Source organism: Colwellia sp. Bg11-28, from assembly GCF_002836245.1.
GTDB lineage: Bacteria > Pseudomonadota > Gammaproteobacteria > Enterobacterales > Alteromonadaceae > Colwellia > Colwellia psychrerythraea_A.
Genome location: NZ_PJBA01000006.1, coordinates 104,713 through 129,588 on the forward strand (window position 1 = coordinate 104,713; position 24,876 = coordinate 129,588).

The 24,876-nt window shown below is 37.4% G+C and carries 20 protein-coding genes and 4 tRNA genes; 19 read left to right on the top strand and 5 right to left on the bottom strand.

Features of this window, described 5'->3' with window-relative positions; translation table 11 throughout:
- The first annotated feature begins 60 nt into the window (after nucleotides 1-60).
- From fabB to purF, 10 genes are all read left to right on the top strand, one after another.
- A complete protein-coding gene (gene fabB / locus CXF79_RS07460; RefSeq protein ID WP_101154528.1) occupies nucleotides 61-1,272 on the top strand; it encodes a beta-ketoacyl-ACP synthase I in 1,212 nt (403 codons plus the stop codon).
- Between the two features lie 197 nt (nucleotides 1,273-1,469).
- Entirely contained in the window at nucleotides 1,470-2,651 is a 1,182-nt protein-coding gene (locus tag CXF79_RS07465) for a 4-phosphoerythronate dehydrogenase (protein ID WP_101154529.1), read from the top strand.
- Between the two features lie 58 nt (nucleotides 2,652-2,709).
- Nucleotides 2,710-3,729: an aspartate-semialdehyde dehydrogenase gene (locus tag CXF79_RS07470; protein WP_011044554.1), complete on the top strand. Its 1,020-nt coding sequence runs from the start codon at nucleotides 2,710-2,712 to the stop codon at nucleotides 3,727-3,729.
- Between the two features lie 383 nt (nucleotides 3,730-4,112).
- Entirely contained in the window at nucleotides 4,113-7,622 is a 3,510-nt protein-coding gene (locus CXF79_RS07475) for a FimV/HubP family polar landmark protein (RefSeq protein ID WP_101154530.1), read from the top strand.
- Between the two features lie 357 nt (nucleotides 7,623-7,979).
- A complete protein-coding gene (gene truA, locus CXF79_RS07480) occupies nucleotides 7,980-8,759 on the top strand; it encodes a tRNA pseudouridine(38-40) synthase TruA (protein ID WP_101154531.1) in 780 nt (259 codons plus the stop codon).
- A gap of 163 nt (nucleotides 8,760-8,922) precedes the next feature.
- Nucleotides 8,923-9,780 (top strand): acetyl-CoA carboxylase, carboxyltransferase subunit beta, encoded by an 858-nt coding sequence (accD, locus tag CXF79_RS07485; RefSeq protein WP_011044551.1) that lies wholly within the window; start codon nucleotides 8,923-8,925, stop codon nucleotides 9,778-9,780.
- Between the two features lie 59 nt (nucleotides 9,781-9,839).
- Nucleotides 9,840-11,153, top strand: a complete 1,314-nt coding sequence (gene folC, locus CXF79_RS07490; protein WP_101154532.1) for a bifunctional tetrahydrofolate synthase/dihydrofolate synthase — start codon at nucleotides 9,840-9,842, stop codon at nucleotides 11,151-11,153.
- A gap of 27 nt (nucleotides 11,154-11,180) precedes the next feature.
- Nucleotides 11,181-11,795 carry an SPOR domain-containing protein gene (locus tag CXF79_RS07495; protein WP_101154533.1) on the top strand — a complete coding sequence of 205 codons (615 nt, stop codon included), beginning with the start codon at nucleotides 11,181-11,183 and terminating at the stop codon, nucleotides 11,793-11,795.
- Nucleotides 11,796-11,885: 90 nt separating this feature from the next.
- Nucleotides 11,886-12,368 carry a CvpA family protein gene (locus CXF79_RS07500; protein ID WP_011044548.1) on the top strand — a complete coding sequence of 161 codons (483 nt, stop codon included), beginning with the start codon at nucleotides 11,886-11,888 and terminating at the stop codon, nucleotides 12,366-12,368.
- Nucleotides 12,369-12,538: 170 nt separating this feature from the next.
- The gene (gene purF, locus CXF79_RS07505) at nucleotides 12,539-14,056 is read left to right on the top strand and encodes an amidophosphoribosyltransferase (RefSeq protein ID WP_011044547.1); all 1,518 of its coding nucleotides are present in this window, start codon (nucleotides 12,539-12,541) and stop codon (nucleotides 14,054-14,056) included.
- Between the two features lie 138 nt (nucleotides 14,057-14,194).
- On the opposite strand, the gene CXF79_RS07510 is transcribed toward purF, so the two are convergent.
- Together CXF79_RS07510 and CXF79_RS07515 are read right to left on the bottom strand one after the other, a co-directional pair.
- Entirely contained in the window at nucleotides 14,195-14,794 is a 600-nt protein-coding gene (locus CXF79_RS07510) for a Yip1 family protein (RefSeq protein WP_011044546.1), read from the bottom strand.
- A gap of 216 nt (nucleotides 14,795-15,010) precedes the next feature.
- On the bottom strand, nucleotides 15,011-15,316 hold the full coding sequence (locus tag CXF79_RS07515) for a hypothetical protein (RefSeq protein WP_101154534.1): 306 nt from the start codon (nucleotides 15,314-15,316) through the stop codon (nucleotides 15,011-15,013).
- Between the two features lie 132 nt (nucleotides 15,317-15,448).
- On the opposite strand from CXF79_RS07515, the gene miaE reads away from it, so the two are divergent.
- Complete coding sequence (gene miaE / locus CXF79_RS07520; protein WP_011044544.1) at nucleotides 15,449-16,225, top strand: tRNA isopentenyl-2-thiomethyl-A-37 hydroxylase MiaE; 777 nt, start codon at nucleotides 15,449-15,451, stop codon at nucleotides 16,223-16,225.
- A gap of 98 nt (nucleotides 16,226-16,323) precedes the next feature.
- Here miaE and CXF79_RS07525 read toward each other — a convergent pair whose 3' ends face one another.
- A complete protein-coding gene (locus CXF79_RS07525) occupies nucleotides 16,324-17,070 on the bottom strand; it encodes a UDP-2,3-diacylglucosamine diphosphatase (protein WP_101154535.1) in 747 nt (248 codons plus the stop codon).
- Between the two features lie 15 nt (nucleotides 17,071-17,085).
- Nucleotides 17,086-17,577 carry a peptidylprolyl isomerase gene (locus CXF79_RS07530; protein ID WP_011044542.1) on the bottom strand — a complete coding sequence of 164 codons (492 nt, stop codon included), beginning with the start codon at nucleotides 17,575-17,577 and terminating at the stop codon, nucleotides 17,086-17,088.
- Between the two features lie 165 nt (nucleotides 17,578-17,742).
- On the opposite strand from CXF79_RS07530, the gene cysS reads away from it, so the two are divergent.
- On the top strand, nucleotides 17,743-19,152 hold the full coding sequence (cysS, locus tag CXF79_RS07535; protein ID WP_101154536.1) for a cysteine--tRNA ligase: 1,410 nt from the start codon (nucleotides 17,743-17,745) through the stop codon (nucleotides 19,150-19,152).
- Nucleotides 19,153-19,271: 119 nt separating this feature from the next.
- Here cysS and folD read toward each other — a convergent pair whose 3' ends face one another.
- Entirely contained in the window at nucleotides 19,272-20,126 is an 855-nt protein-coding gene (folD, locus tag CXF79_RS07540) for a bifunctional methylenetetrahydrofolate dehydrogenase/methenyltetrahydrofolate cyclohydrolase FolD (protein WP_101154537.1), read from the bottom strand.
- A gap of 312 nt (nucleotides 20,127-20,438) precedes the next feature.
- On the opposite strand from folD, the gene CXF79_RS07545 reads away from it, so the two are divergent.
- The 7 genes from CXF79_RS07545 (at nucleotide 20,439) to clpX (ending at nucleotide 24,739) form a co-directional block, all read left to right on the top strand.
- Nucleotides 20,439-20,515 (top strand) — tRNA-Pro (locus CXF79_RS07545).
- 44 nt (nucleotides 20,516-20,559) lie between these two features.
- Nucleotides 20,560-20,636, top strand: a tRNA-Arg gene (locus tag CXF79_RS07550).
- Nucleotides 20,637-20,668: 32 nt separating this feature from the next.
- Nucleotides 20,669-20,744, top strand: a tRNA-His gene (locus CXF79_RS07555).
- A gap of 49 nt (nucleotides 20,745-20,793) precedes the next feature.
- A tRNA-Pro gene (locus CXF79_RS07560) sits at nucleotides 20,794-20,870 on the top strand.
- A 437-nt stretch (nucleotides 20,871-21,307) separates the two neighbouring features.
- Nucleotides 21,308-22,615, top strand: a complete 1,308-nt coding sequence (tig, locus tag CXF79_RS07565) for a trigger factor (RefSeq protein ID WP_101154538.1) — start codon at nucleotides 21,308-21,310, stop codon at nucleotides 22,613-22,615.
- 126 nt (nucleotides 22,616-22,741) lie between these two features.
- A complete protein-coding gene (clpP, locus tag CXF79_RS07570) occupies nucleotides 22,742-23,389 on the top strand; it encodes an ATP-dependent Clp endopeptidase proteolytic subunit ClpP (RefSeq protein WP_269801472.1) in 648 nt (215 codons plus the stop codon).
- Between the two features lie 75 nt (nucleotides 23,390-23,464).
- Nucleotides 23,465-24,739 (top strand): ATP-dependent protease ATP-binding subunit ClpX, encoded by a 1,275-nt coding sequence (gene clpX / locus CXF79_RS07575; protein WP_011044537.1) that lies wholly within the window; start codon nucleotides 23,465-23,467, stop codon nucleotides 24,737-24,739.
- Nucleotides 24,740-24,876: the final 137 nt, after the last annotated feature.

Consider the following 24,876-nt stretch of genomic DNA (forward strand, 5'->3'; position numbering starts at 1 on the left):
AGTTCAATCGCTATTACTTGTATAATAGCGCAAAATTTCATAATTATAGATGGTAGTTAAATGAAACGTGTCGTAATAACAGGCTTAGGTATAGTCTCAAGTATTGGTAACAATGCGGATGAAGTATTAGCCTCATTAAAAGCTGGTAAGTCAGGTATCTCTCATTCTGAAAGTTTTGCAGAGCAAGGTCTACGTAGTCAAGTTTGGGGTAAACCTGATATTGAAACTAAAGATCACATTGATCGTAAAGCCATCCGTTTCATGGGTGATGCTGCAGGTTATGCTTATATTGCTATGGATCAAGCTGTTAAAGATGCAAAATTAACTGAAGATCAAGTCTCAAATTTCCGTACTGGTATTGTTGCTGGATCTGGTGGAGCTTCATCTGAAAACATCGTTGCTTCAACTGATACGCTTCGTAACCGTGGTATTCGTCGTGTTGGTCCTTATGCCGTACCAAAAACTATGGGCAGCACAGTATCAGCTTGTTTAGCAACGCCTTTTAAAATTAAAGGTGTTAACTACTCAATTAGTTCAGCTTGTGCAACAAGTGCTCATTGTATTGGTAATGCGATGGAGCTTATTCAATTAGGCAAACAAGATATCGTTTTTGCTGGTGGTGGTGAAGAAGTTCATTGGTCACTTGCTATGATGTTTGATGGTATGGGGGCTTTATCAGCGGGTCGTAATGATACACCTGAATTAGCTTCTCGTACCTATGATGCAGACCGTGATGGTTTTGTTATTTCTGGCGGCGGCGGTATGGTTGTTGTTGAAGAATTAGAACATGCCCTTGCACGTGGCGCACATATTTACGCTGAACTTGTTGGCTATGGCGCAACCTCTGATGGTTATGACATGGTAGCTCCAAGTGGTGAAGGCGCAGTTCGTTGTATGCAACAAGCCATGCAAGGTGTTGAAGGTAAAGTTGATTACTTAAATACTCATGGAACTTCTACACCGGTTGGCGATGTTAAAGAATTAGGCGCAATTCAAGAATTATTTGGTGAAGATTCACCAGCTATTAGTGCTACTAAAGCAATGACAGGTCATGCACTTGGTGCTGCTGGCGTTCACGAAGCTATTTACTCAATTTTAATGATGGAAAACAGTTTTGTTGCACCATCTATCAATGTTGATAATTTAGATGAGAAAGCACAAGGCTTAGATATTGTTACTGAAAAACGTGATGTTGAATTAGACCTTATAATGTCTAACAGCTTCGGTTTTGGTGGAACTAATGCCACTTTGGTAATGAAAAAATATAAATAAGCTTATGTTCTGGAGTTAAGCTCCGACTTAATGCGCATTTTCTAAGTAATAATAAACCACGCTAAATAATATTTAGCGTGGTTTTTTTATAAATAGTGACAAGTTTTTTAGCACTGTTGGGTTAATTTTAGTACTTATGCTCTAAAATGAGCGTATAATTGAGTGCTTCAATGTCTTTAGTTACATAGTTAGAATTTATGAAAATATATTTTGATGAAAACATGCCATTTGCCAAAGAGTTTTTTAGTGAACTCTGCCACCTTAATAACGGCATCGCTGGCGAAGAGCAGGGAGAGTTAGTTCCTTTTTCAGGTCGGACGTTAACCGCAGCACAAGTTGCTGATGCAGATGTGCTCTTAGTACGTTCAATTACTCAGGTTAATGAACAACTACTCCATTTGAATGATAAAATTTCTTTTGTTGGTAGTGCCACTATAGGTACTGATCATATCGACTTAAGTTATCTCGCTAAACGAAATATTACCTTCCATTCAGCGCCAGGTTGTAATGCCATTTCAGTGGCTGAGTATGTGCTCAGTGCATTAGTCGTTTTAGCAGAGCGGTATTTGCTCACTTTATCTTCATTGACCGTCGGTATTGTTGGCGGCGGTAATACGGGTACTCGTTTAAGTGAAAAACTCACTGCATTAGGTATTGAACATAAAATCTGTGATCCCTTGTTAGCAGAAAAGCAAAAACAAGATAATAGTCAGAACCCTACTGACCAACGACATTATGTACCCTTGGTGGATGTTTTAGCGTGTGATGTTATATCTTTGCATGTGCCTAAAGTTGTAGGCGGTGAACACCCGACAAACAAATTGATAAATGCAGAGAACCTCGCTTTACTGCGTGAAGACCAAATATTAATCAGCGCTTGCCGTGGTGATGTTATTGATAATCACGCCTTATTAGCCCTTAAAGTGGCTGGTCATGGCGTAAAAGTTGTACTCGATGTTTGGCAAGGAGAACCTGACGTTCTTGAAGCCTTAATTCCTTATACTGAAATAGCCACAGCACATATAGCAGGTTATAGCTTAGAAGGAAAAGCTCGTGGTAGTGAAATGCTCTATCAGGCATTATGTCAACAGTTAACAATATCGCCTAAATATCAGTTAGCAAACTTTTTACCGTCGGCTAGTATCCCTGCAATTGAAATTAATCAAGATTTTAATCAAATATTACTAAACCAGTTAGTTAAAATGGTTTACGATGTTAGGCGAGACGATGCAATATTTCGTCAACAATTATTTGTACAAGGTTTTGACAGCTTAAGGAAAAATTATCCCGTTCGAAGGGAGTTTTCTGCTGTTACGGTCAACTTATCATCTACTGCTTATAGCGATGTACCGCATCGTTTAGGTTTTAATAAAAATTAATTTAAACTATCGAGACGACTCATTTTTTTGAGAAAGTCTAATGAAGAGAGAGAGGAACATGGCACAAAAATTTGATGTATGCATACTTGGCGCAACAGGGTTAGTTGGCAAAACTATTATGGAGATTCTTGAAGAACGAAAGTTTCCAATTAATAAATTATATCCCTTAGCCAGTGCTCGCTCTGCAGGTGAAATTATTGAATTTAATGGTCAGAGCATTGAAGTATTAAATGCAGATGATTTTGATTTTAGCCAGGTACAAATTGGTTTCTTTTCTGCCGGTGGTTCTACTTCAGCTAAATTTGCTCCAATAGCTGCTGAAGCTGGCTGTATTGTTATTGATAATACCTCTGAATTTCGCTATGACGCTGATATTCCTCTTGTTGTGCCTGAAGTTAATCCTGAAGCGCTGGCTGATTACCGTAATCGCAATATAATAGCTAACCCTAATTGCTCTACCATTCAAATGTTGGTAGCGTTAAAACCAATTTATGATGCTGTTGGTATTAGTCGTGTAAATGTTAGTACTTACCAATCGGTTTCTGGCGGTGGTAAAGAAGCGATGGATGAATTAGCGAAACAAACTGCTAATCTATTAAGTGGTAAGCCAGTAGAGAGCAAAAAGTTTTCACGTCAAATAGCATTTAATGTTATCCCACAAATTGATGATTTCTTAGAAAATGGTTACACCAAAGAAGAAATGAAAATGGTTTGGGAAACTAAAAAGATTTTAGGCGATGAAAACGTACTTGTTAACCCAACAGCTGTTCGTGTTCCTGTGTTTTTTGGACATGGCGAAGCCTTGCATATTGAAACGAATTCACCTATTTCAGCTGATGAAGTTAAAGATTTATTAGAGCAAGCTCCTGGTATTGTTGTTTGTCGTAATGATGAAGACTTCCCAACTCAAATTGGAGATGCGAGCGGAAAAGATGATACTTATGTTGGTCGTATTCGTGAAGATATTAGCCATAGTTGCGGCATTAATATGTGGATCGTTGCGGATAATGTTCGCAAGGGTGCGGCAACGAATAGCGTACAAATTGCTGAACTATTGGTAAAAGATCATTTAAGCTAACTTTTACTACAATAGTTAGTATATAAAAACTCGTCAATGATGGTAAATATACCGTTGTTGACGAGTTTTTTAGTTTTTAACTTTTAATTTTACTGTATCAGTCCTTTAAAAGCCCAATTGACTTTATAACAGGAATAAAGTTAATTAGTAGTATATTCCCCCTCAAAACAAAGTATAGATTTACACAAGAGTTACAATAAGAGGAGACTTATTGATTGAATTTGCTATTATCTTGTTAGTTAATGGTTTTTTGGAATAATTATTGCATTTTATCTTCCTGATAAGCTTTATCTCTTAGTCAGGTAAAGTAATGCGGTATTTTTTTGGCGCTATAAATATAATGAACAGTGCCATAACTTAAATTAGTTTATTAGGACATCCTTATGCAACATTTATTGCGCCTGTGCCTATGGCAGGCGGTTATTATTGGCATACTTACGGCTCACTTCCCCGTTAATGCAGAGGAAGAACGCGGCATTCGCATGCGAGGACCTAAAAGTAGTGATGTTTTTCCTTATGATAAATACGGCCCAATCACCTCTAAAGATACTTTATGGAACATCGCTACTCGAGTTCGCCCTGATAATCGCTTGAGCGTTTATCAAGTCATGCAGGCGTTATATCAAGAGAATCCACAAGCGTTTGTCGATAGCAACATCAATTATTTGGTTGAAGGGCAATATTTAAAAATACCATCGTTTAATAACATGATGGCAATAAATACTAACAGTGCGAAGAAAAAGTCTGAAAGTGATAGTAAAGCTTGGAAGAAAGCACAGCCAAAAACACCTAAGATACCAGTATTTATAGAGCCTAGCGTTAAGAAAAAAGACTTAGAGACGGTAAAAACTGAGATTAATGACCAATTGCAAAAAATTGATGGTCAGCAGCAGGAACGATTAGAACATATTCAAAATGATATCTCAGACTCAATTGATGGTTTACAAGCTATTTTAAAAGAAAATGATGATTTACGTCAGCAACTTACTTCCTTTAATGACAAGCTTGGCATCATGCAGGATGAGGTAGCGAAAGGTAAAGAAATCAAGCTGCAAATGGACGATATGATCAAGTTGCAGCAAGCCCTATTAGCAAAAGCTGAAGCCAGAGAAAAAGAACTTTTATTAGAGAGACAGCAGGCTGCACTTGCGGAACAAGATATCATGTCAAGCTTGTGGTTCAAAATTGCCATGGGCACTCTGCCAGCAATCCTGATACTACTTTTACTGGCTCTTTTGTTTAAACGCCGAAAACAGGCCTCGGATGAAGTTTTCTTCAACGAATTAGACAGTAAAAAACAAGAACCTGTCGCCAAAAAAGAGAGCACATCTGAAGAGTTATCACTTGATGATGAGTTAAACTTGGACGATGAGCTTGATTTATCACTTGATGGTGAGTTGAACTTGGACGATGAGCTTGATTTATCCCTTGATGATGAATTGAATTTAGACGATGAGCTTGATTTATCACTTGATGATGAATTGAATTTGGATGATGACCTGTCTATAGATTTAATAGAAAGTGATGATGACGTTATCCATTTGGATGAAGACGATAGCTTAGATGATCTTGAAGACATCCTACTAGATGATGAAAGTGACGTTGATATTCTTGATGGTGGTGAGTTGGATCAAGATGACTTAGATTCATTATTATCAGGTTTAGATGATGAAGCAGAAAATACAGAAAGTGAAGAACTTGAAGGGGGAGAGTTAAGCCAAGATGATCTAAATGATTTACTTGGTGGCTTAGACGATTTCGATGATGAAGACCTAGTACTTGAAGAATCTTCCGAAGAAAAGAACGAACCAGCAGAGATAACGGACCCAGATGATATTGATGCGCTGCTTGATTCGGTAAGTGATTCAGACAATGAGCCAGCAGAGGTAACGGACCCAGATGATATTGATGCGCTGCTTGATTCGGTAAGTGATTCAGACAATGAGCCAGCAGAGGTAACGGACCCAGATGATATTGATGCGCTGCTTGATTCGGTAAGTGATCCAGACAATGAGACTGCAGAGGTAACAGACCCAGATGATATCGATGCGCTGCTTGATTCGGTAAGTGAATCAGTGAATGAGCCAGTCGATGTAACAGATCCAGATGATATCGATGCGCTGCTTGATTCGGTAAGTGAATCAGTGAATGAGCCAGTCGATGTAACAGATCCAGATGATATCGATGCATTACTTGATTCGGTAAGTGAGTCCGTGAATGAGCCAGTTGATGTAACAGACCCAGATGATATTGATGCATTACTTGATTCTATAAATGATACCGCAGAGGTAACAGATCCAGATGATATCGATGCGCTGCTTGATTCGGTAAGTGAATCAGTGAATGAGCCAGTCGATGTAACAGACCCAGATGATATCGATGCATTACTTGATTCTATAAATGATACCGCAGAGGTAACAGATCCAGATGATATTGATGCGCTTCTTGATTCGGTAAGTGAACCAGTGAATGAGCCAGTTGATGTAACAGACCCAGATGATATTGATGCATTACTTGATTCTATAAATGATACCGCAGAGGTAACAGATCCAGATGATATTGATGCGCTTCTTGATTCGGTAAGTGAATCAGTGAATGAGCCAGTTGATGTAACAGACCCAGATGATATCGATGCATTACTTGATTCTATAAATGATACCGCAGAGGTAACAGATCCAGATGATATTGATGCATTACTTGATTCTATCAATGATACTGCAGAGGTAACTGACCCAGATGATATTGATGCACTACTTGAATCAATGTCGGGTAATGCTACAACACCTCAACACGTTGTAAAACAAGATTCATCAGAAGCAATAAATCCGTTGGAACTTGATGTGGGAAAGGATGAAAATAGTACTATTGATAAGGTTACTGATAGTACATTAAGTCCAGAAGACCATAAAATTCAAAATGAAAAAGCAGAGAATGAAGCTAAAATATCCGCATTTACCGCTGAATATGTAACACCATTTCTTACCGCTGACTTTACCGATATTATTGCTAAAGAAAGTGACGATGAGCTAGCTTCAGAAACACTAATAAGTAATGAAAGTAATGAAAGTAATGAGTTAGATGATGAACTAGATATTGATGCACTTATTGCTGATACCATCAGTAAAGATGAAGCAACAAGAGACTTTCAAGAAGATAAAAGAGACGACGTTGGTGATGAGTTAACTGATTCATCAATTGATGAAACGTTCAATACTCAAATCGATGGTGGTTTTACTGAGGCTGAATTAAGTCAATTATTAGCAGATGATTCAATGGAAGATGATACTGAACAAGCGGAAGGTATTTCACCTGAGTCGATAGTTCTATCACCTGACTTTACCGATGAAGATGTGCTAGCTGGTTTGTTATCTGAAATGGCTGACGAAGAACCACTTGAAGAAGCTGATGAATTAGACGTTATAGATGAGTTAGCTAATGTTGATTTTGATGAGCTATTAGCCAATATTGAAGAGGAATCAGCGACTACGCCAACGAAACACGATGAGATTGAACTGATCTTTGAAGGTGATGACATAGGTGATGATTTAATTGATGATAGCCTTAGCGAAGAAAGTGTTCAAAACTCCCGGGAAACAGAGCCAACAGAAGATTATGTCTCTGTCGATGAGCTCATCTCTGATAGTTTAGATGAGGGTGATGCGTCAGAGCCTTATGAGAAAACCAATATTGACGTTGGTTTAGGTAAATTTTCTCAAAATGATAGTGGTGTGGATGTTGATGAAGATGGCTCAATGTCGAGTAAATTAGATTTAGCGAAAATGTATATAGAAATGAATGATGAAGAAAATGCCCAAGTAATCTTGCAAGAGGTAATCTCCAAGGGAGATAAAACTCAGCGAGCAGAGGCACAAGCATTATTAGATTCATTGTAAGGCGTTGATATATACCCGTGACCATTCAAAATGCATATTTCAGTGGGAGAAAAAACGATTTAGGCAAGGCATTGATTGTAGGGAATGGTTGTTCCATTCTCAAAATCAATAACGATGTATAAATCGTTTTTAGCCCCATGGTAGAAGCGCTTGATCAATCCCATTTTATTGTTGCGTCAAAGAAATAGGGAATAAGCCTAATTTAATTGACGCGCCTCAAACTGAAATTGCTCAAGCACTCTGAATCGAACATTTTGAATGATTACGGGTATAAACTAACAAGCAATAGCCTAACGCTATAAAATAAAGGATAATGCGCAGCGAAAATAATCTCCTCATTAGAAAAGGTAGACTTGTATGCGTTATGCGTTAGGCATTGAGTATGATGGTAAAAACTATTGTGGCTGGCAACGCCAAAATAATGTTATCACTGTACAAGAAAAGTTAGAAAAAGCATTATCTAAAATTGCGGATGAAAAAATTGAAGTGGTTTGTGCCGGGAGAACCGATACAGGGGTTAATGCAACCAATCAAGTGATCCACTTTGACACCGAAAAAAAACGCAAAGATACCGCTTGGACTTTAGGCGTAAACACTCACTTACCTTCTGATATAGCTGTTGCTTGGGTAAAGAAAGTTGATGATGAATTTCATGCTCGCTTTAGTGCCACAGCTAGAAATTATCGTTATATTATTTACAATAAACCCCTTCGTTCAGCAATATTGAGTCATGGTATTAGTCATTGTCATTTCGCTTTAGATGAAAATCTTATGCAACAAGGCGCTGATTATCTTCTCGGTAAACATGACTTTACCTCGTTTAGAACGGTGCATTGTCAATCTCATTCTGCGGTTCGGACTATAAAACATTGTCGGGTGACACGACAGGGTGATTATCTTGTAGTTGATATCAAAGCCAATGCTTTTTTACACCATATGGTGCGAAACGTTGTTGGTAGCTTAATGCGAGTTGGTCAATCACAAGAAACACCACACTGGATGAAAGAAGTTTTATTGGCTAAGAATCGTTGTGTTGCAGGTGTTACGGCACCACCAGAGGGGCTATATTTTGTCGATGTAGATTACCCTGAGAACTTTGAGTTACCTAAAAGCCGTTTAGGGCCATTGTTTTTATAGATAGAAAGTTTAATCAAATCACAATTATTTACTGAGCAGACCAGTTTTTTCTATATTCTATAGGTTATACTATGGTCTAATGTGCGGTTTAGAATAGAGTTTGATGGAGTGTCTCCATCAATAAACCGACAGATATTTCGTTGCAACAGGCCAAAATAAAATTATGAGCTGGATAGAAAAAATTCTCCCGAAAGCAAAAACGACTCAAAAAAGTAGCATTCCTGAAGGTGTATGGAGCAAATGTTCTTCATGTAATGCCGTGCTTTATAAAGCTGAATTAGAGCGTCAAATTTCAGTATGTCCTAAGTGTGATCACCATATGCGTATCAGTGCTCGTAAACGTATTGATAGCTTTCTTGACCATGATAATCGCATGGAATTAGGTGAAGAGTTTGAAGCACAAGATATCTTGAAATTTAAAGATTCTAAACGATATAAAGATCGTCTTAGTGCTGCGCAAAAAAATACCGGTGAGAAAGATGCTCTCGTTGTAATGAAAGGTGAATTACACGGCATGCCAGTTGTTGTTGCTGCGTTTGAATTTGCATTCCTTGGCGGTTCAATGGCTTCTGTAGTCGGTGCTCGTTTTGTTAAGGGTGTAGAGTATTGTTTAGAGCATAATCTACCCTTTATATGTTTCTCTGCTAGTGGCGGTGCCCGTATGCAAGAAGCACTTTTCTCTTTAATGCAAATGGCAAAAACTAGTGCTGCGCTTGCTAAAATGAGTGAAAAAGGTCTTCCTTACGTTTCTGTATTAACCGATCCAACGATGGGCGGTGTATCAGCAAGTTTAGCTATGTTAGGTGACATCAATGTTGCTGAGCCAAAAGCGCTAATTGGTTTTGCTGGACCACGTGTTATTGAGCAAACCGTTAGAGAAAAATTACCTGAAGGTTTCCAACGCAGTGAATTTTTATTAGAAAAAGGCGCAATTGATATGATTATTGATCGCCGAGAAATGAAAATTACTTTAGCGCGTATGTTAGGTAAGTTTATGGGCCAAACTAGCGTTGTTTCGTAATTAGTATCAACGAATAATCGCTATTGTCTATTTAACTCAAATCACTTGTTGATGAATAAATGTCAAAATACAATTCAAGCCACTATCAAGATTTAACTAATCTCGATCAGTGGCTTTATTATTTAGAAAACTTACATAGTACTGAGATAGATCTTGGTTTATCTCGTGTTGGCAAAGTTGCGGAACGTTTAGCTATAAACTTGAATTTTGCTAAGGTTATTACTGTTGCGGGCACTAATGGTAAAGGTACCACCTGTGCTTTTATTGAAAACGCCTTACTCAATAGTAAAGAACTTGCTTCACAGCGAGGTGTTGCCGTTTACTCATCTCCTCATATTGAGCGCTTTAATGAACGTCTGCGGATAAATAAGCAAGATGTAGAAGATCAGGCCCTAATCAATGCTTTTAAACGTATTGAAGTTGCTCGAGAAGATATTTCGCTTAGTTACTATGAGTATACAACTTTAGCTGCATTACTCGTGTTAATGGAAACTATGCCAAGCTTTATTATTCTTGAAGTTGGCCTAGGTGGTCGGTTAGATGCAACTAATATTATCGATGCTGATATAGCTGTCATCACAACAATAGATCTCGATCATCAAAGCTTTCTAGGCAATGATAGAGAAAGTATTGGTTTTGAAAAAGCAGGAATCATGCGACAAGAGCAAGACATTATTATTGGTGATACTAATGCTCCCAAGTCAGTGATAAATCATGCTAACGAGTTACATAAAAACCAAGTTAATAGGATATTTTTACGAGACCAAGATTTTATCGTTCAAAATACTCAACCTCATTGGAACTGGAAAACTAAACAAACGCAGTTAACAGAACTAAAAGCTCCCCATATTCCACGCGACAATGTCGCAACAGCACTCATGGTATTAGAAAAGCTTAATTTGACGCTGACACCTGATTTTGTCAATGAAGTTATTGCTAAGACTAAGGTTGCAGGGCGGACTGAGTTAATCAAGCAGAAGGGTCTATGTGATGTTATTCTTGATGTCGGTCATAATCCACAAGCTACTCGTTATCTCGCTGGATATCTTAAGCAGATAAAAGAGCAAGCTAACTATCAAAATATTTATGCTGTGGTTGCTATGCTGGGCGATAAAGATATTAGTGCAAGTTTAGAATCACTAAAAGATGATATCGATTTTTGGTATACCGGTGCGTTAAGTGTACCAAGAGCTGCTACAAAAGAAACAATGGCAAGTAAGTTAGCGTTATTTACAAATTCAGTTAATTGTTTTGACAATGTGGATGAGGCCTTTAGAATGGCGAATAAGCAGGCTAATTCGTCTGACTTAATTCTAGTCTTTGGTTCATTTTTTACTGTTTCGAAAATCAGAGCACAGTTAACTATTAGTTAGCTGAGTAGTATTAATTAGGAGTGTCTCTTGTCTACACCTTTTCAAAATCGCCTTGTCGGGACTATTATTGTTGCAGCCGTGGTTATTATTTTCTTACCAGATCTACTTGATGGAGAGAAAAAATCACACCAAGATGATTTTGAAGCTATCCCAAAGGCAGAGGTGTTTTCGGGTAAATTGACCAATAAACCATTCCCTGAAGATAAGCTCATACGACAAAAAGTGACACCCATCTCTAATGAACAAGCAATTGATGAACATGGTATTGATAACCCTGCTTCAAAGCCAACTAAACAAGTTGATCAAGTAACAAAGAAAGTATCAAAGCCAGCAGTAAAGCCCCCAGTAAAAGTAGTTAGCAAACCGAAGAAGACGTTGCCTGAAAAAGCAGTTGCTAAAGAAGCCTGGGTTATCCATTTAGGTAGCTTTAAAAATAAAGACAATGTTGCCCAGTTATTAAAAAAATTAAAAGCTAAAGGCTATATCGCCTTCACCAAACCAATCAAAACTAAGCAAGGCACATTAACTAAGGTCATCATAGGACCGGAATTAATAAAGACCAGTATGGTTAAAAAGTTACCCGCTTTAAAAACGCTTACTGGCATCCAAGGTAAAGTTGCGTATTTTGAACCAAATAAGTAGCTGGCTTTTATAAAGTGCTAGGCATTATTTGGCTAATTCTGATAGAATGCGCGCCTCTAATTTAGATAAACTCAACGAGACATTCAAGTTATGGTTTGGATAGATTACGCCATTTTGGCCGTTATAGGCGTTTCAACACTAGTCAGTTTAATACGAGGTTTTGTAAAAGAAGCAGTATCTCTAGTTATTTGGATCAGTGCCTTCTTTATTGCCAGCACTTTTTACGCAAACCTTGCCAATCTTTTAACAAATATTTCTGATCCATTTTTGCGTAATGCCGCAGCCGTCGCCATTCTTTTCATATCAACCTTAGTGCTTGGTGCTTTGGTTAATTATCTTATTGGGCAATTGGTTAGCAAAACAGGACTATCTGGAACCGATCGTGTTTTAGGGCTTGTTTTTGGAGCACTTCGAGGTGTACTCATTATCAGTGCAGTGATATTTTTTGTTGATGCTTTTACCGGAGCAGAAAATACACAGTGGTGGAAAAGTTCAGAATTGATCCCTGAGTTTAAATTGGTAGTTGAATGGTTTTTTGAATACCTTAAAGGGTCATCAAGTTATATAACTTAGTTGTTACTAATAACGACTAAGTCCATGCGGAGTCAATCCGTATACGATAATTTATTAGATATTATTTCGATATCTTATAATTCAATATTTATTAGATGGCTCACACCATCCTAAGTTAATAATTTAGTGAAAATAAGTATTGTAAATATTTTTTTTGTGGAGAGAATTTCATGTGTGGTATTGTTGGTATTGTCGGTAAAACTCCTGTTAGTCAGCATATATATGATGGACTAACTGTACTTCAGCATCGTGGTCAAGATGCTGCTGGTATTGTAACAATTCATAATAATACTTTCAGGCTAAGAAAAGGCAATGGGTTAGTGAAAGATGTTTTTCATACCCGCCATATGCTTCGCCTACAAGGTAATATTGGTATTGGTCACATTCGCTATCCAACAGCGGGCACTTCTAGCTCTTCAGAAGCACAACCTTTTTATGCCAACTCACCTTTTGGTTTGTCATTGGCACATAATGGTAACTTAACCAACGCTGAAGAATTAAGAACATGGTTATTTGATGAAGCTCGTCGCCATGTGAACACAACTTCAGATTCTGAGGTTCTGTTAAATATCCTAGCGCATGAATTACAGCAAAGTGAAAACATTGCGCTAACACCGGAAGATATTTTCACTGCAGTTGCTAAGGTCCATAAACGTGTTCGTGGCGCATATGCTACTGTAGCGCTTATTGTTGGTCACGGTATGATTGCTTTTCGTGACCCTAACGGAATTCGTCCTTTAGTCTTTGGTAAAAGAGAAACTGAATTGGGCGTTGAGTATATGGTTGCGTCTGAATCAGTTGCGCTAGATGCATGTTCTTTTGAATTTGTACGTGATGTTGCTCCAGGTGAAACTATATTTTTCTCTGAAGATGGCCTAATTCACAGTCTGCAATGTGCTGAAAATCCTGTTTATAGCCCATGTATATTTGAATTTGTATACTTTGCTCGCCCTGATTCAACCATGGATAAAATGTCTGTTTATGCCTCTCGTGTAGAAATGGGAACTAAGTTAGGCGAGAAAATTGCCGAGGAATGGCAAGATATTGATATTGATGTTGTTATTCCTATCCCTGAAACATCTTGCGATATTGCCTTACAAATAGCAAAGCAGCTTAACTTACCTTACCGACAAGGTTTTGTTAAAAACCGATACATCGGTCGTACTTTTATTATGCCGGGTCAAGAGCAACGTAAAAAATCAGTTCGTCAAAAGCTTAACGCTATTGCAACGGAATTTAAGGGTAAAAATGTTTTACTAGTTGACGACTCTGTTGTTCGAGGCACTACCTCAGAACAAATAATTGATATGGCGCGTGCCTCAGGTGCAAAAAATGTCTATTTTGCTTCAGCAGCACCTGAAGTAAGATTCCCTAATGTCTATGGTATAGATATGCCAAGTGCTAATGAACTCATTGCACATGGTCGTGAATTGGATGATATTTGTAGTTTAATTGGTGCAGATAAATTAATATTTCAATCTCTTGAGGACTTAATATCTGCAGTTAGCGTTGGCAATCCAGACATCAAAACTTTTGATACTTCTGTATTTGATGGTAACTATGTCACCAATGATATCGACCAAGCATATTTAGAAAGATTAGATGCATTGCGTAATAATACGAGTAAAGAAGAATCAGACAAAAATGCTGATTCTATTATTGATATGCATAATGAAGGTGCAGAGTAGTACTTATACTTATTAGGTAACTACTGAGTTACTTATACCTGTTTCAAAATATAAAACACAAAAAAGCCTTATTTCTATTTTAGAAATAAGGCTTTTTATTTAACTATAAATTAATTCAGTTGTTATATTTTAGGTAAGTTATGCAACAAACTCAGGACCAAATCCCATAGTCCACATTACGGCGGTAAATGCCATTAAGCCAACTAACAAGACTAATCCGCAGGTCACTACTGAGCTTGAGTAGATAAAGCCTTTTTCCTCAGGGATATTCATCATAATAGGAACACCTGAATATAACAGATAGATAGAGTAAGCTACCGCAGCAATTCCCGCTAAAGCAACAAACCATAACACTGGAAATAATGCGGTAATGCCTACCATAAGTAGTGGTGTCGCAGTATATGCAGCAAGCTCAAGTGCTTGAACAAAGTCAGGTTTTGAGTCAAATGTTTTTGCCATCCACTGAATCAAGTAAGCTAAGGCGAATACGCCAAAAATTAGAGCGAAATACATGCTAACAGCCATGATTTGAGCACTTTCTACACTTATTTTAATTGGGTTACCTACACCAATAGTCCAGCCAATATGGGCAGCTGCATAGTAAGAGCATATTGTCGGAATGAGCGCTATGGTCAAAATGTGCATCAAACTATAACTTAAACTTTCATGGCGTTTTTCAATAACATGCCATTCTTCTTTAGGGTGAGCGTACAGCCCCCATATGTGATTTAGTATCATAATCAATCCTCTCGCACGTTAGTATTCGGAAAGTACTTTTTAGTCTAAAACAACAACAATAAATGATTAAGTCATTAGTACTCTTATTATTACACCCTTATTTATGCGAGATATAAGATGATTCGTCAAGTGTTGGTGGAAAAATAAACAATAAAGCTCTATAGAAAGTGTTTTTAATATTTTTATGCGATAAGGAGCTTGTTTATCTTTGGAATTCTAGCTGACTTTGACTCGTACCACTGACATAACTTCAATACTAAAGCCGGCAATAGTTTCAACGTCAGGATAATAAGTAAGGTTAATTCTTTGTCCTTGTAAACTTTGGTAAAGCTTCTTACGTTTGTATTTAAAGGGAACGTCGAGGTTATCAAGTATAAGTGTATTAATTATCCAGTCATCACATTCTCGTTGTACATGAGAAACCACTTTCATGTTTTCGCTATGCACCAGCTTATCGTGTTTTTTAACAAGTTTTTGGGCTGCATTTTTACTTGTAAGGTTTTTTTTTATTATAGAAGGCATAAATTTGATCTATGTATGGTAAAAAACAGATTATGCTAGTATCTCAAGAAATAGACTTTTAAAATAGCGCAATAATTTAAATTACAATTCACTTAAAAGAATTTACTCGTTATTTAGCACTGAGATAAACAGATGACAGAAGCAGAGACGTTACTCATACCTATATTAAAATTTTTATCCTGTGAAACGCCTGATGCGTGGGTAAATAAAGCAAAGAAAAAAGAAAACTTACCGATAATTTTACGAGACCATTTAGCCTGCGAGCTTAAAGCAGGGCAAACCGCTATGTATCTCATTCGAAAATATGCCGTTGATAAAGACAGTACTAACGTATTACTTGAATGGTTTGAACCCTATGAAGATTTTTTATATCGAAAGAAGGGCGATTTAGCGTCACTTGCTAATAAAAACAATCTATCTAAAGCAATTTTACCTAAAAGCAGTAAGTCTCAGGGAACGTCGCCATTTAGCCAAAATCTTATTGATAAAATGGTGCTTTTAATAAAAGAAGAGTTACATCATTTTTATCAAGTATTAGAGATTATGGTTAAGCGAGATATTCCTTTTGATGGGATCACCGCGGGTCGTTATGCCAAAGGTATGCTAAAACATGTTAAAACTTTTGAACCTGATGCCTTGGTAGATAAGTTAATTATTGGTGCTTACATTGAGGCACGATCGTGTGAGCGATTTGCTAAGTTGGCACCGCATTTAGATGATGATTTGAATAAATTTTATGTGTCTCTACTTCGCTCAGAGGCTCGTCATTATCAAGATTATTTGACACTAGCTGGGCAAGTTGCGGGGAAGGACATTAGTGAACGGGTCGCTTACTTTGCTAACGTTGAAGCGGAGTTAATTTTATCACCCGATGAAGATTTCAAATTTCACTCTGGAACGCCAGTTTAATCTATTGGAATAGCTATAATTTTTTTAATAGTAACGGGCAACTTATGTTGTCCGTTATATTTTAGATAGGAAATAATAGTAAGGCATACAAACGTATATTAGGTTAACGATTGGTTGAGTAATTCAATAGAGTTAGCAGTTACTTTTAACCAAGCACCTTGCTCATACCAATCGCCTAAGACGATACGTTGAGCATTATCACCATTTACAGAAATTTCATGGATAGCTGGTCTGTGTGTATGACCATGGATTAACAGTTGGCTTCGATATTTTTGTAGACACTCAATTACCTCGCTTTCGGTAACATCCATGATCGCTTGTGATTTCACTGCCGTTGCAGTAGCACTTTTCTTTCTATAGTCAGCAGCTATCTTTTTGCGTATAAATAACGGTAGACTTTTAATGGCTGCTTGCCACCACCAAGAACGAGACTTTTTTCTAAACACTTGGTAGTCGACATCGCGAGTACATAAGGTATCACCATGCATAATGACTACATGTCGACCATAAAGGTCAATAGTCTCCACTTCAGGGAGAAGCTGCATACTTGCTTGTTTCGCATAACGCTTACCAATTAGAAAATCTCTATTACCATGAATGTAATAAATCATTGTCCCTGATTTGCTTAGCTTAGTGAGTGCATCAGCGATAGTTTTAAGGAAGGGACTATCATCATCATCACCAACCCAAGCTTCAAATAAGTCACCTAGGATATAAAGCTTTTCAGCTTGTACGGCATCACTTTCTAAAAATCGTAAAAAACAGGCACTGATATCAGGCCTGTTTTCGCTAAGGTGTAAATCAGCAATAAAATAAGTTATTGCTGTTTTATTATCTTCAATCATTACTGGCTGCTAAGGTTATTCAACAATCGCAGATTCAATTAAAATGTCGTCTTTTGGAACGTCACCATGACCATACATGTTACCTGTTTCAACTAAAGCCATTTTATCGACTATATCCATACCTTCAACTACGTTACCAAAAACACAATAACCCCAACCTTGCATAGACTCACTAGTGAAATCTAAGAAGTTATTATCAGTTAGATTAATGAAGAACTGCGCAGAAGCTGAATGAGGCTCTTGAGTTCGTGCCATGGCTAAAGAGCCTAGTTTATTACTTAAGCCATTGTTTGCTTCATTCTTAATGCTTGCGCGAGTTTCTTTTTCTTCTAAGCCTGGAGCAAAGCCGCCGCCTTGTGCCATAAAACCTTTAATCACGCGATGAAAAATAGTGCCATTGTAATGTCCATCTTCAACATATTGTTGGAAATTTTTTGCTGTAACAGGAGCATTTTCAAAGTCTAATTCAATTTTAATATCGCCAAGGCTGGTTTTTAGTATGATCATAATTGTCTCTATTTAAGTTCTGATAAATTAATTGGCATAATTGTACGCTAACTTGCTATAAAGTGCATCAGTATTGATGATCCTTTAGATTTGTTCAGGTACAATCTACTCTTATTCAATCGAAACTATTCAATAAAAACTACTCAGTAGGAGTCATAAAATATCATGTTGCAGATTTACAACACGTTAAGTCGTCAAAAAGAAACCTTTACACCAATTAATGCAGGTAAAGTAGGCTTATATGTTTGTGGTTGCACGGTTTATGACTTATGCCATATAGGCCACGGTCGCACTTATATTAGCTTCGATAATATTGCTCGTTATCTTCGATTTTCTGGCTACGATGTTAACTACGTCCGTAACATCACTGATGTTGAAGATAAGATAATCAATAGAGCCAATGAAAATAATGAAACGACTGAAGCGTTAACTGAACGAACAATTGCCGCAATGCATCAAGACTTCGATTCACTTAATATGGCTAGGCCTGATTTAGAGCCGAGAGTCACCACACATATGAATGAAATCATCGCGATGATTGAAACCTTAGTGACCAAGGAACATGCTTATGTAGCGGGTGCTAACGCAGCATCTACAGGGCAGGGTGATGTACTGTTTGATGTTTCTAGCTACAATGACTACGGTAAGCTTAGTGGGCAAAATCTGGAGCAATTACAATCGGGTTCGCGCGTTGAAGTTGACCAGAATAAAAATAACCCGCTTGATTTTGTACTGTGGAAGTCAGCAAAACCGGGTGAACCAAGTTGGTCATCTCCTTGGGGAGAAGGCCGTCCGGGTTGGCATATTGAATGTTCAGCCATGAACGCTAAAGAGCTAGGTCATCATTTTGACATCCACGGTGGTGGTTCTGACTTAACTTTTCCTCATCATGAAAATGAAATAGCACAAAGCTGCTGTGCCCTTAATACTCCTTATGTTAACTACTGGATGCACACAGGTATGGTGCAAGTCGATCAAGAAAAAATGTCTAAATCATTAGGTAATTTTTTTACGATACGTGATGTATTAGCGCAGTATGATGCCGAAACAGTAAGATTCTTCTTAACAACAGGTCACTATCGTAGTCAGTTAAATTATTCTACTGATAACTTAACGCAAGCAAGAGCGTCTGTAGAGCGTATTTATACTTCACTACGTGATGTGAACATCGAAAGTGATTATGTCATCAATAAAGACTCAAGCTTTGTTAAACAATTTTGCCAAGCAATGGATGATGACTTTAATACGCCACAAGCATTGGCGGTATTATTTGAAATATCGAAAGAGTTAAATGTGGCTAAGGCTGCAGCTAACAATGCCTTAGCGATTGATTTAGCTTCAACATTAGTTACTCTGGGGGAGATTGTTGGTTTATTACAACTTGACCCCGCCGCTTTCTTACAAGGTGATAATGATAATGATGAAGTTGCAATAATTGAAGCACTTATTGTACAACGAAATCAAGCTCGTATTGATAAAGATTGGGCGATGGCTGACGATGCACGTGACAAACTAAATGCCATGAATATCGTTTTAGAAGATAGTGCGGGTAAAACTACGTGGCGTAAAGCTTAAAATATGGTTTAAGTACTTTTAACAAGTCATGATAATAAAAAAGGGTGAGCACTAAGTGCTCACCCTTTTTATTGTTTAGCTCTAAATTTGATTAAGCTCTAAATTCTTTAATAGTGCTATTATTGAGATGATTGCTGACATGCAATTAGCGTATTCTCAATTAGGCTTGCTACTGTCATTGGACCAACACCTCCGGGAACAGGAGTGATGAATGAAGCTCTTTCTTTAGCCGCTCCGAAGTCAACGTCACCAACTAACTTGCCATTGTCTAAACGGTTAATGCCTACATCAATTACTATAGCGCCTTCTTTAATCCATTCTCCTGGTATAAAACCAGGCTTACCAACGGCTACTACAAGAAGGTCTGCATTTCGCACTTTACCTTCTAAATCTTTAGTAAAGCGATGTGTTGTCGTTACAGTACACTTAGCTAATAACAGCTCTAAACCCATAGGTCGACCGACAATGTTTGATGCACCGATAACAAGTGCATCTAAGCCTTTAGGGTCTATACCGGTTGATTCAATTAGTGTAACAATGCCTTTTGGTGTGCAAGGTCTCAAACCTGGCTGTCTTAACACTAATTTGCCAACATTTGATGGATGAAAGCCGTCAACATCTTTAAGTGGGTTAATGTGTTCAATAATTAGATCAGAATTTAAATTTTTTGGTAAAGGTAGCTGTACTAGGATACCGTCTATAGAGTCATCATTATTTAATTCACTTACCAAAGCTAATAGTTCTTGCTCAGACGTAGTGTGGGGTAAATCATAAGAGCGAGAAATAAACCCAACTTCTTCACATGCTTTACGTTTACTTCCAACATAGACTTGAGAAGCAGGATCGCAACCCACTAAAATAACAGCTAAGCCAGGTACTCTTTGGCCATTACTAATACGTAAATTAACTTCTTCTTTAACTGAATCTCTAAGCTTTTTGGCAATTGCTTTGCCATCGATCAATGATGCTCTCATAACTCTACTGCTGACCTTGGTTTTAAGTGATAAAAAAAACACCGCTATTTTGCCATAAACGACACTCGTATTGTAGGTTTACTTTATTTAAAGGCTAAATGCTTTTTTATATAGATAAAATAGTAATAAAACTTGGTTTGCTTAAATAAACTACAGACATTACTGTGACTAGAAGAAGAATGCAGCTACTTGTGTTAAAAATGACCGAACAGTTATTTATTTAAAAAAAAGGTTTGACTGAAGTTAAGCAACTCGGTAATATCCGCATCCGTTGAAACGAGGCAGTTTACTGTTAGTTGAAACAGCATAAATCGGTGATTAGCGCAGCTTGGTAGCGCACTTGGTTTGGGTCCAAGGGGTCGCAAGTTCGAATCTTGCATCACCGACCACTTTTATTTTTTAGTTTAAGTGGATATGCTTTGTAGGAAAATGCGCGCCCTTAGCTCAGCTGGATAGAGCAACGCCCTTCTAAGGCGTGGGTCGTAGGTTCGAATCCTACAGGGCGCACCATACTTAGGTATGGAAAAAAGAAAAGTGTTATGGTGGCTATAGCTCAGTTGGTAGAGCCCCGGATTGTGATTCCGGTTGTCGAGGGTTCAAGTCCCTTTAGCCACCCCATCTTTACTTTATTAATATCTCTTATTAATAAAATATTGAGAGAATATGTCGGTGATTAGCGCAGCTTGGTAGCGCACTTGGTTTGGGTCCAAGGGGTCGCAAGTTCGAATCTTGCATCACCGACCACTTTCTCTTCAATTAGTTATAACTTCAAAAATCTTCAGTTATTATTACAACTATCTTCATCTGCAATAAATTATCCATCTAAATCTATATTTATTTTTGCGATCTATTCTTTATTGTAAAATTTTATTTATAGCATCTTGTTTATTATGTGAAATTTTCCGTGCATAAATTCATTATCTATGTAAAACAATCCTAATAACCACTACCAAATCAAAGCTAAATTTACTCAAATGTTGTCAATGCAACTGAATAACGAAATAAATTATTCACAGGTTAAACTTACACCTTGCAACTTTTTTTTTGTCTCGCTATAATTCGTCGTCATAATTTTTGTAACAGGGCATCATATTGTCACCAATTTGGTAAGTTTTATCAAAAGTGTTGACTGTTAATTGATGCGTAAAAAGCGTAATACGCTAAGTTTTTGAGGTATTTAAATGCAAGTTTCAGTTGAGACTACACAAGGTTTGGAACGTCGTCTGACTATTTCTGTTCCGGCCGAAAAAGTAGATGTAGAAGTAAAGAATCGTCTTCGTCAAATCAGTAAAACACAGCGTATTAACGGTTTCCGTCCAGGTAAAGTACCACCGTCAGTAGTTCAAAAACGCTTCGGCAAATCAGTACGTCAAGAAGTTGCTGGTGAAATCATGCAGCGTAATTTCGTTGATGCTATTGTTGCAGAAAAAATCAATCCAGCTGGTCGTCCTTCATTTGTTGCTAAAAGCAATGAAGATGGTAAAGCATTAGAGTTTGAAGCAACTTTTGAAATTTACCCTGTAGTTGAATTAAAAGATTTAGAAAAGATCGCTATCGAACGTCCAGAAGTTGACGTGACTGATGCCGATTTAGATGAAATGTTTGTTACGCTACAAAAGCAACATCAAACATGGAAAGAAAACAAACGTAAAACTAAATCAGGCGATAAATTAACACTTGATTTCACTGGTCGTGTAAACGGTGAAGAGTTTGAAGGTGGTAAAGCCGAAGGTTTTGAATTAGAACTAGGCGCTGGTCGTATGATCCCTGGTTTTGAGAAAGAAGTTACTGGCATGAAAGCTGGTGATGAGGCAACTATCAAAGTTACTTTCCCTGAAGATTATCATGCTGAAAATCTTAAAGGTAAAGATGCTGAGTTTGATATCGTTATTCATAAAACTGAAGGTCCAATTTTACCTGAAATTGATGAAGAGTTTGCAAAACTTTTTGGCATTGAAGAAGGTGGTGTTGAAGCTTTACGTGTTGAAGTAAGTAAAAATATGGCACGTGAATTAACTCAAGCCGTTAAAGCTAAAGTTAAAACACAAGTTATTGATGGCTTATTAGCTGGACATGAAGTTGATTTACCTTCGGCACTTGTTACGCAAGAAGTTGATGTTTTACGTCAACAAGCTATGCAACGTTTCCAAGGCCAAATGGATCCTAAAAACTTACCACAATTACCTGCTGAAATGTTTACAGAGCAAGCAGAACGTCGTGTTAAAATCGGTTTGCTTTTAGGTGAAGTAATTAAAGTAAATGAGCTTAAAGTTGATGAAACTAAAGTGAATGAACTAATTGCTTCTGCGGCTTCAGCTTATGAAGATCCTAAAGAAGTTATTGAATACTATGCTAACAACAACGAGCTTATGCAGCAGATGCAAAATGTTGCTTTAGAAGAGCAAGCTGTTGAGCTTTTAGTTGAAAAAGCTAAAGTTTCTGATAAAAAAGCTAGTTTCAATGAAATAATGAACCCAGAAGCTAAGTAAAGCTTACTTTTCATTAGTTTTACATTGACAACTAACTAAGCAATCGCTTAAATTTAATGGCTTGTATGGCAACATACAGGCCATTATTATTTATTAAGGGAAGGTATACTCTTGTTTAATTCTCAAATTACATCACAAAGATCATCTCAAGTTTCATCACAAAGCAGTGCGACAGGTATTGAAAGCGCGTTAGTGCCTATGGTTGTTGAACAAACAGCTAAAGGTGAACGTTCGTATGATATATACTCAAGGCTGTTAAAAGAGCGTGTAATCTTCCTTTGTGGTCAAGTTGAAGATCATATGGCTAATCTTATCATAGCGCAGTTATTATTCTTAGAATCTGAAAGCCCTGATAAAGACATATATTTATACATAAACTCACCAGGCGGTTCAGTAACTGCGGGTATGGCAATATACGATACCATGAAGTTTATCAAACCTAACATTAGCACTGTGTGTATTGGCCAAGCGGCAAGTATGGGCGCATTCCTACTGTCAGGTGGTGAAAAAGGCAAACGTTATTGTTTACCAAATGCTCGAGTCATGATTCATCAACCTTTAGGCGGTTTCCAAGGGCAAGCGTCAGATTTTGAAATTCATGCGAAAGAAATATTATTCATAAAAGACAAACTTAATAAATTAATGGCTGAACACACAGGTCAAACATTGGATAAAGTTTCTCAAGATACAGACAGAGATAATTTTTTAAGTGCAGAAGCAGCAGTTGAATATGGATTAGTTGACTCCATATTAGAACAACGTAACGATAAATAGGATTTCGGTGTATACTTAACGGTGTAGATTGAGTAATAAATGGATTTACTGGTATTAAAAGTTTAGAGGTAGGGCATGACCGATATTAAAAGTGGTGGCGATAATGGTAAATTACTTTACTGCTCATTTTGTGGCAAAAGCCAACATGAAGTACGTAAATTAATTGCTGGCCCATCAGTCTTTGTTTGTGATGAATGTGTAGAGTTATGTAATGACATTATTCGCGAAGAAATTTCTGAAATTTCGCCAAAAGAAAGTAAAGAAGCATTGCCTTCTCCTATCGAGATCCGTGAGAGCCTCGATGAATACGTTATTGGTCAAGACCATGCGAAAAAAGTTTTAGCAGTTGCTGTTTATAATCATTATAAGCGATTACGTAATGGTGATAATCATAATGGTATTGAACTTGGTAAAAGTAATATCTTGCTTATTGGGCCTACAGGTAGTGGTAAAACATTATTAGCGCAGACCCTTGCACGATTATTAGATGTTCCATTTACAATGGCAGATGCAACCACGTTAACTGAAGCTGGCTATGTTGGTGAAGACGTAGAGAACATCATTCAAAAATTATTACAGAAATGTGATTACGATGTTGAGAAAGCTCAACGTGGTATCGTTTACATTGATGAAATCGATAAGATCTCACGTAAGTCAGACAATCCATCTATAACCCGTGATGTTTCAGGTGAAGGTGTTCAACAAGCTTTGTTAAAGCTTATTGAAGGTACCGTCGCTTCTGTGCCACCTCAAGGTGGACGCAAGCATCCGCAGCAAGAGTTTTTACAAGTAGATACGTCCAAAATACTCTTTATTTGTGGTGGAGCGTTTGCAGGTTTAGACAAAGTTGTTGAGCAGAGAAATCATACTGGTACTGGTATCGGTTTTGGCGCTGAAGTTCGTGGTAAAGATCAAGAGATATCATTGACGGATCGTTTAGCTGATGTTGAGCCACAAGATTTAGTTAAATATGGTTTGATTCCAGAATTTATTGGACGCTTACCTGTTTTAGCAACATTACGTGAACTAGATGAAGCTGCCCTTATTCAAATATTACAAGAGCCTAAAAATGCGCTAACTAAGCAATTTACGGCATTATTTGATATGGAAAATGTCGAATTGGAATTCAGAAGTGATGCGTTACATGCTATAGCCCGTAAAGCGATGGACCGAAAAACAGGTGCTCGTGGTTTACGCTCTATTGTTGAAGCTGTATTGCTTGACACCATGTATGAATTACCATCGATGGAAAATGTTAGCAAAATCGTTGTTGATGAAAATACAATCAAAGGTGAGAGCAAGCCGATTGTTATTTATGATAGTAAACAAGAACAAGCTGCTTCCGAGTAATTTCATCATACTGATGTAAAGCTTAGTTTTAATTATATTAGCCTCAAACAGTCAGTAATTATTAAGAACAATAATTACTGACTGTTTGAGGCTTTTTTGATCCTTAGATACAATTAATTACTTAATAATTAGTGAGT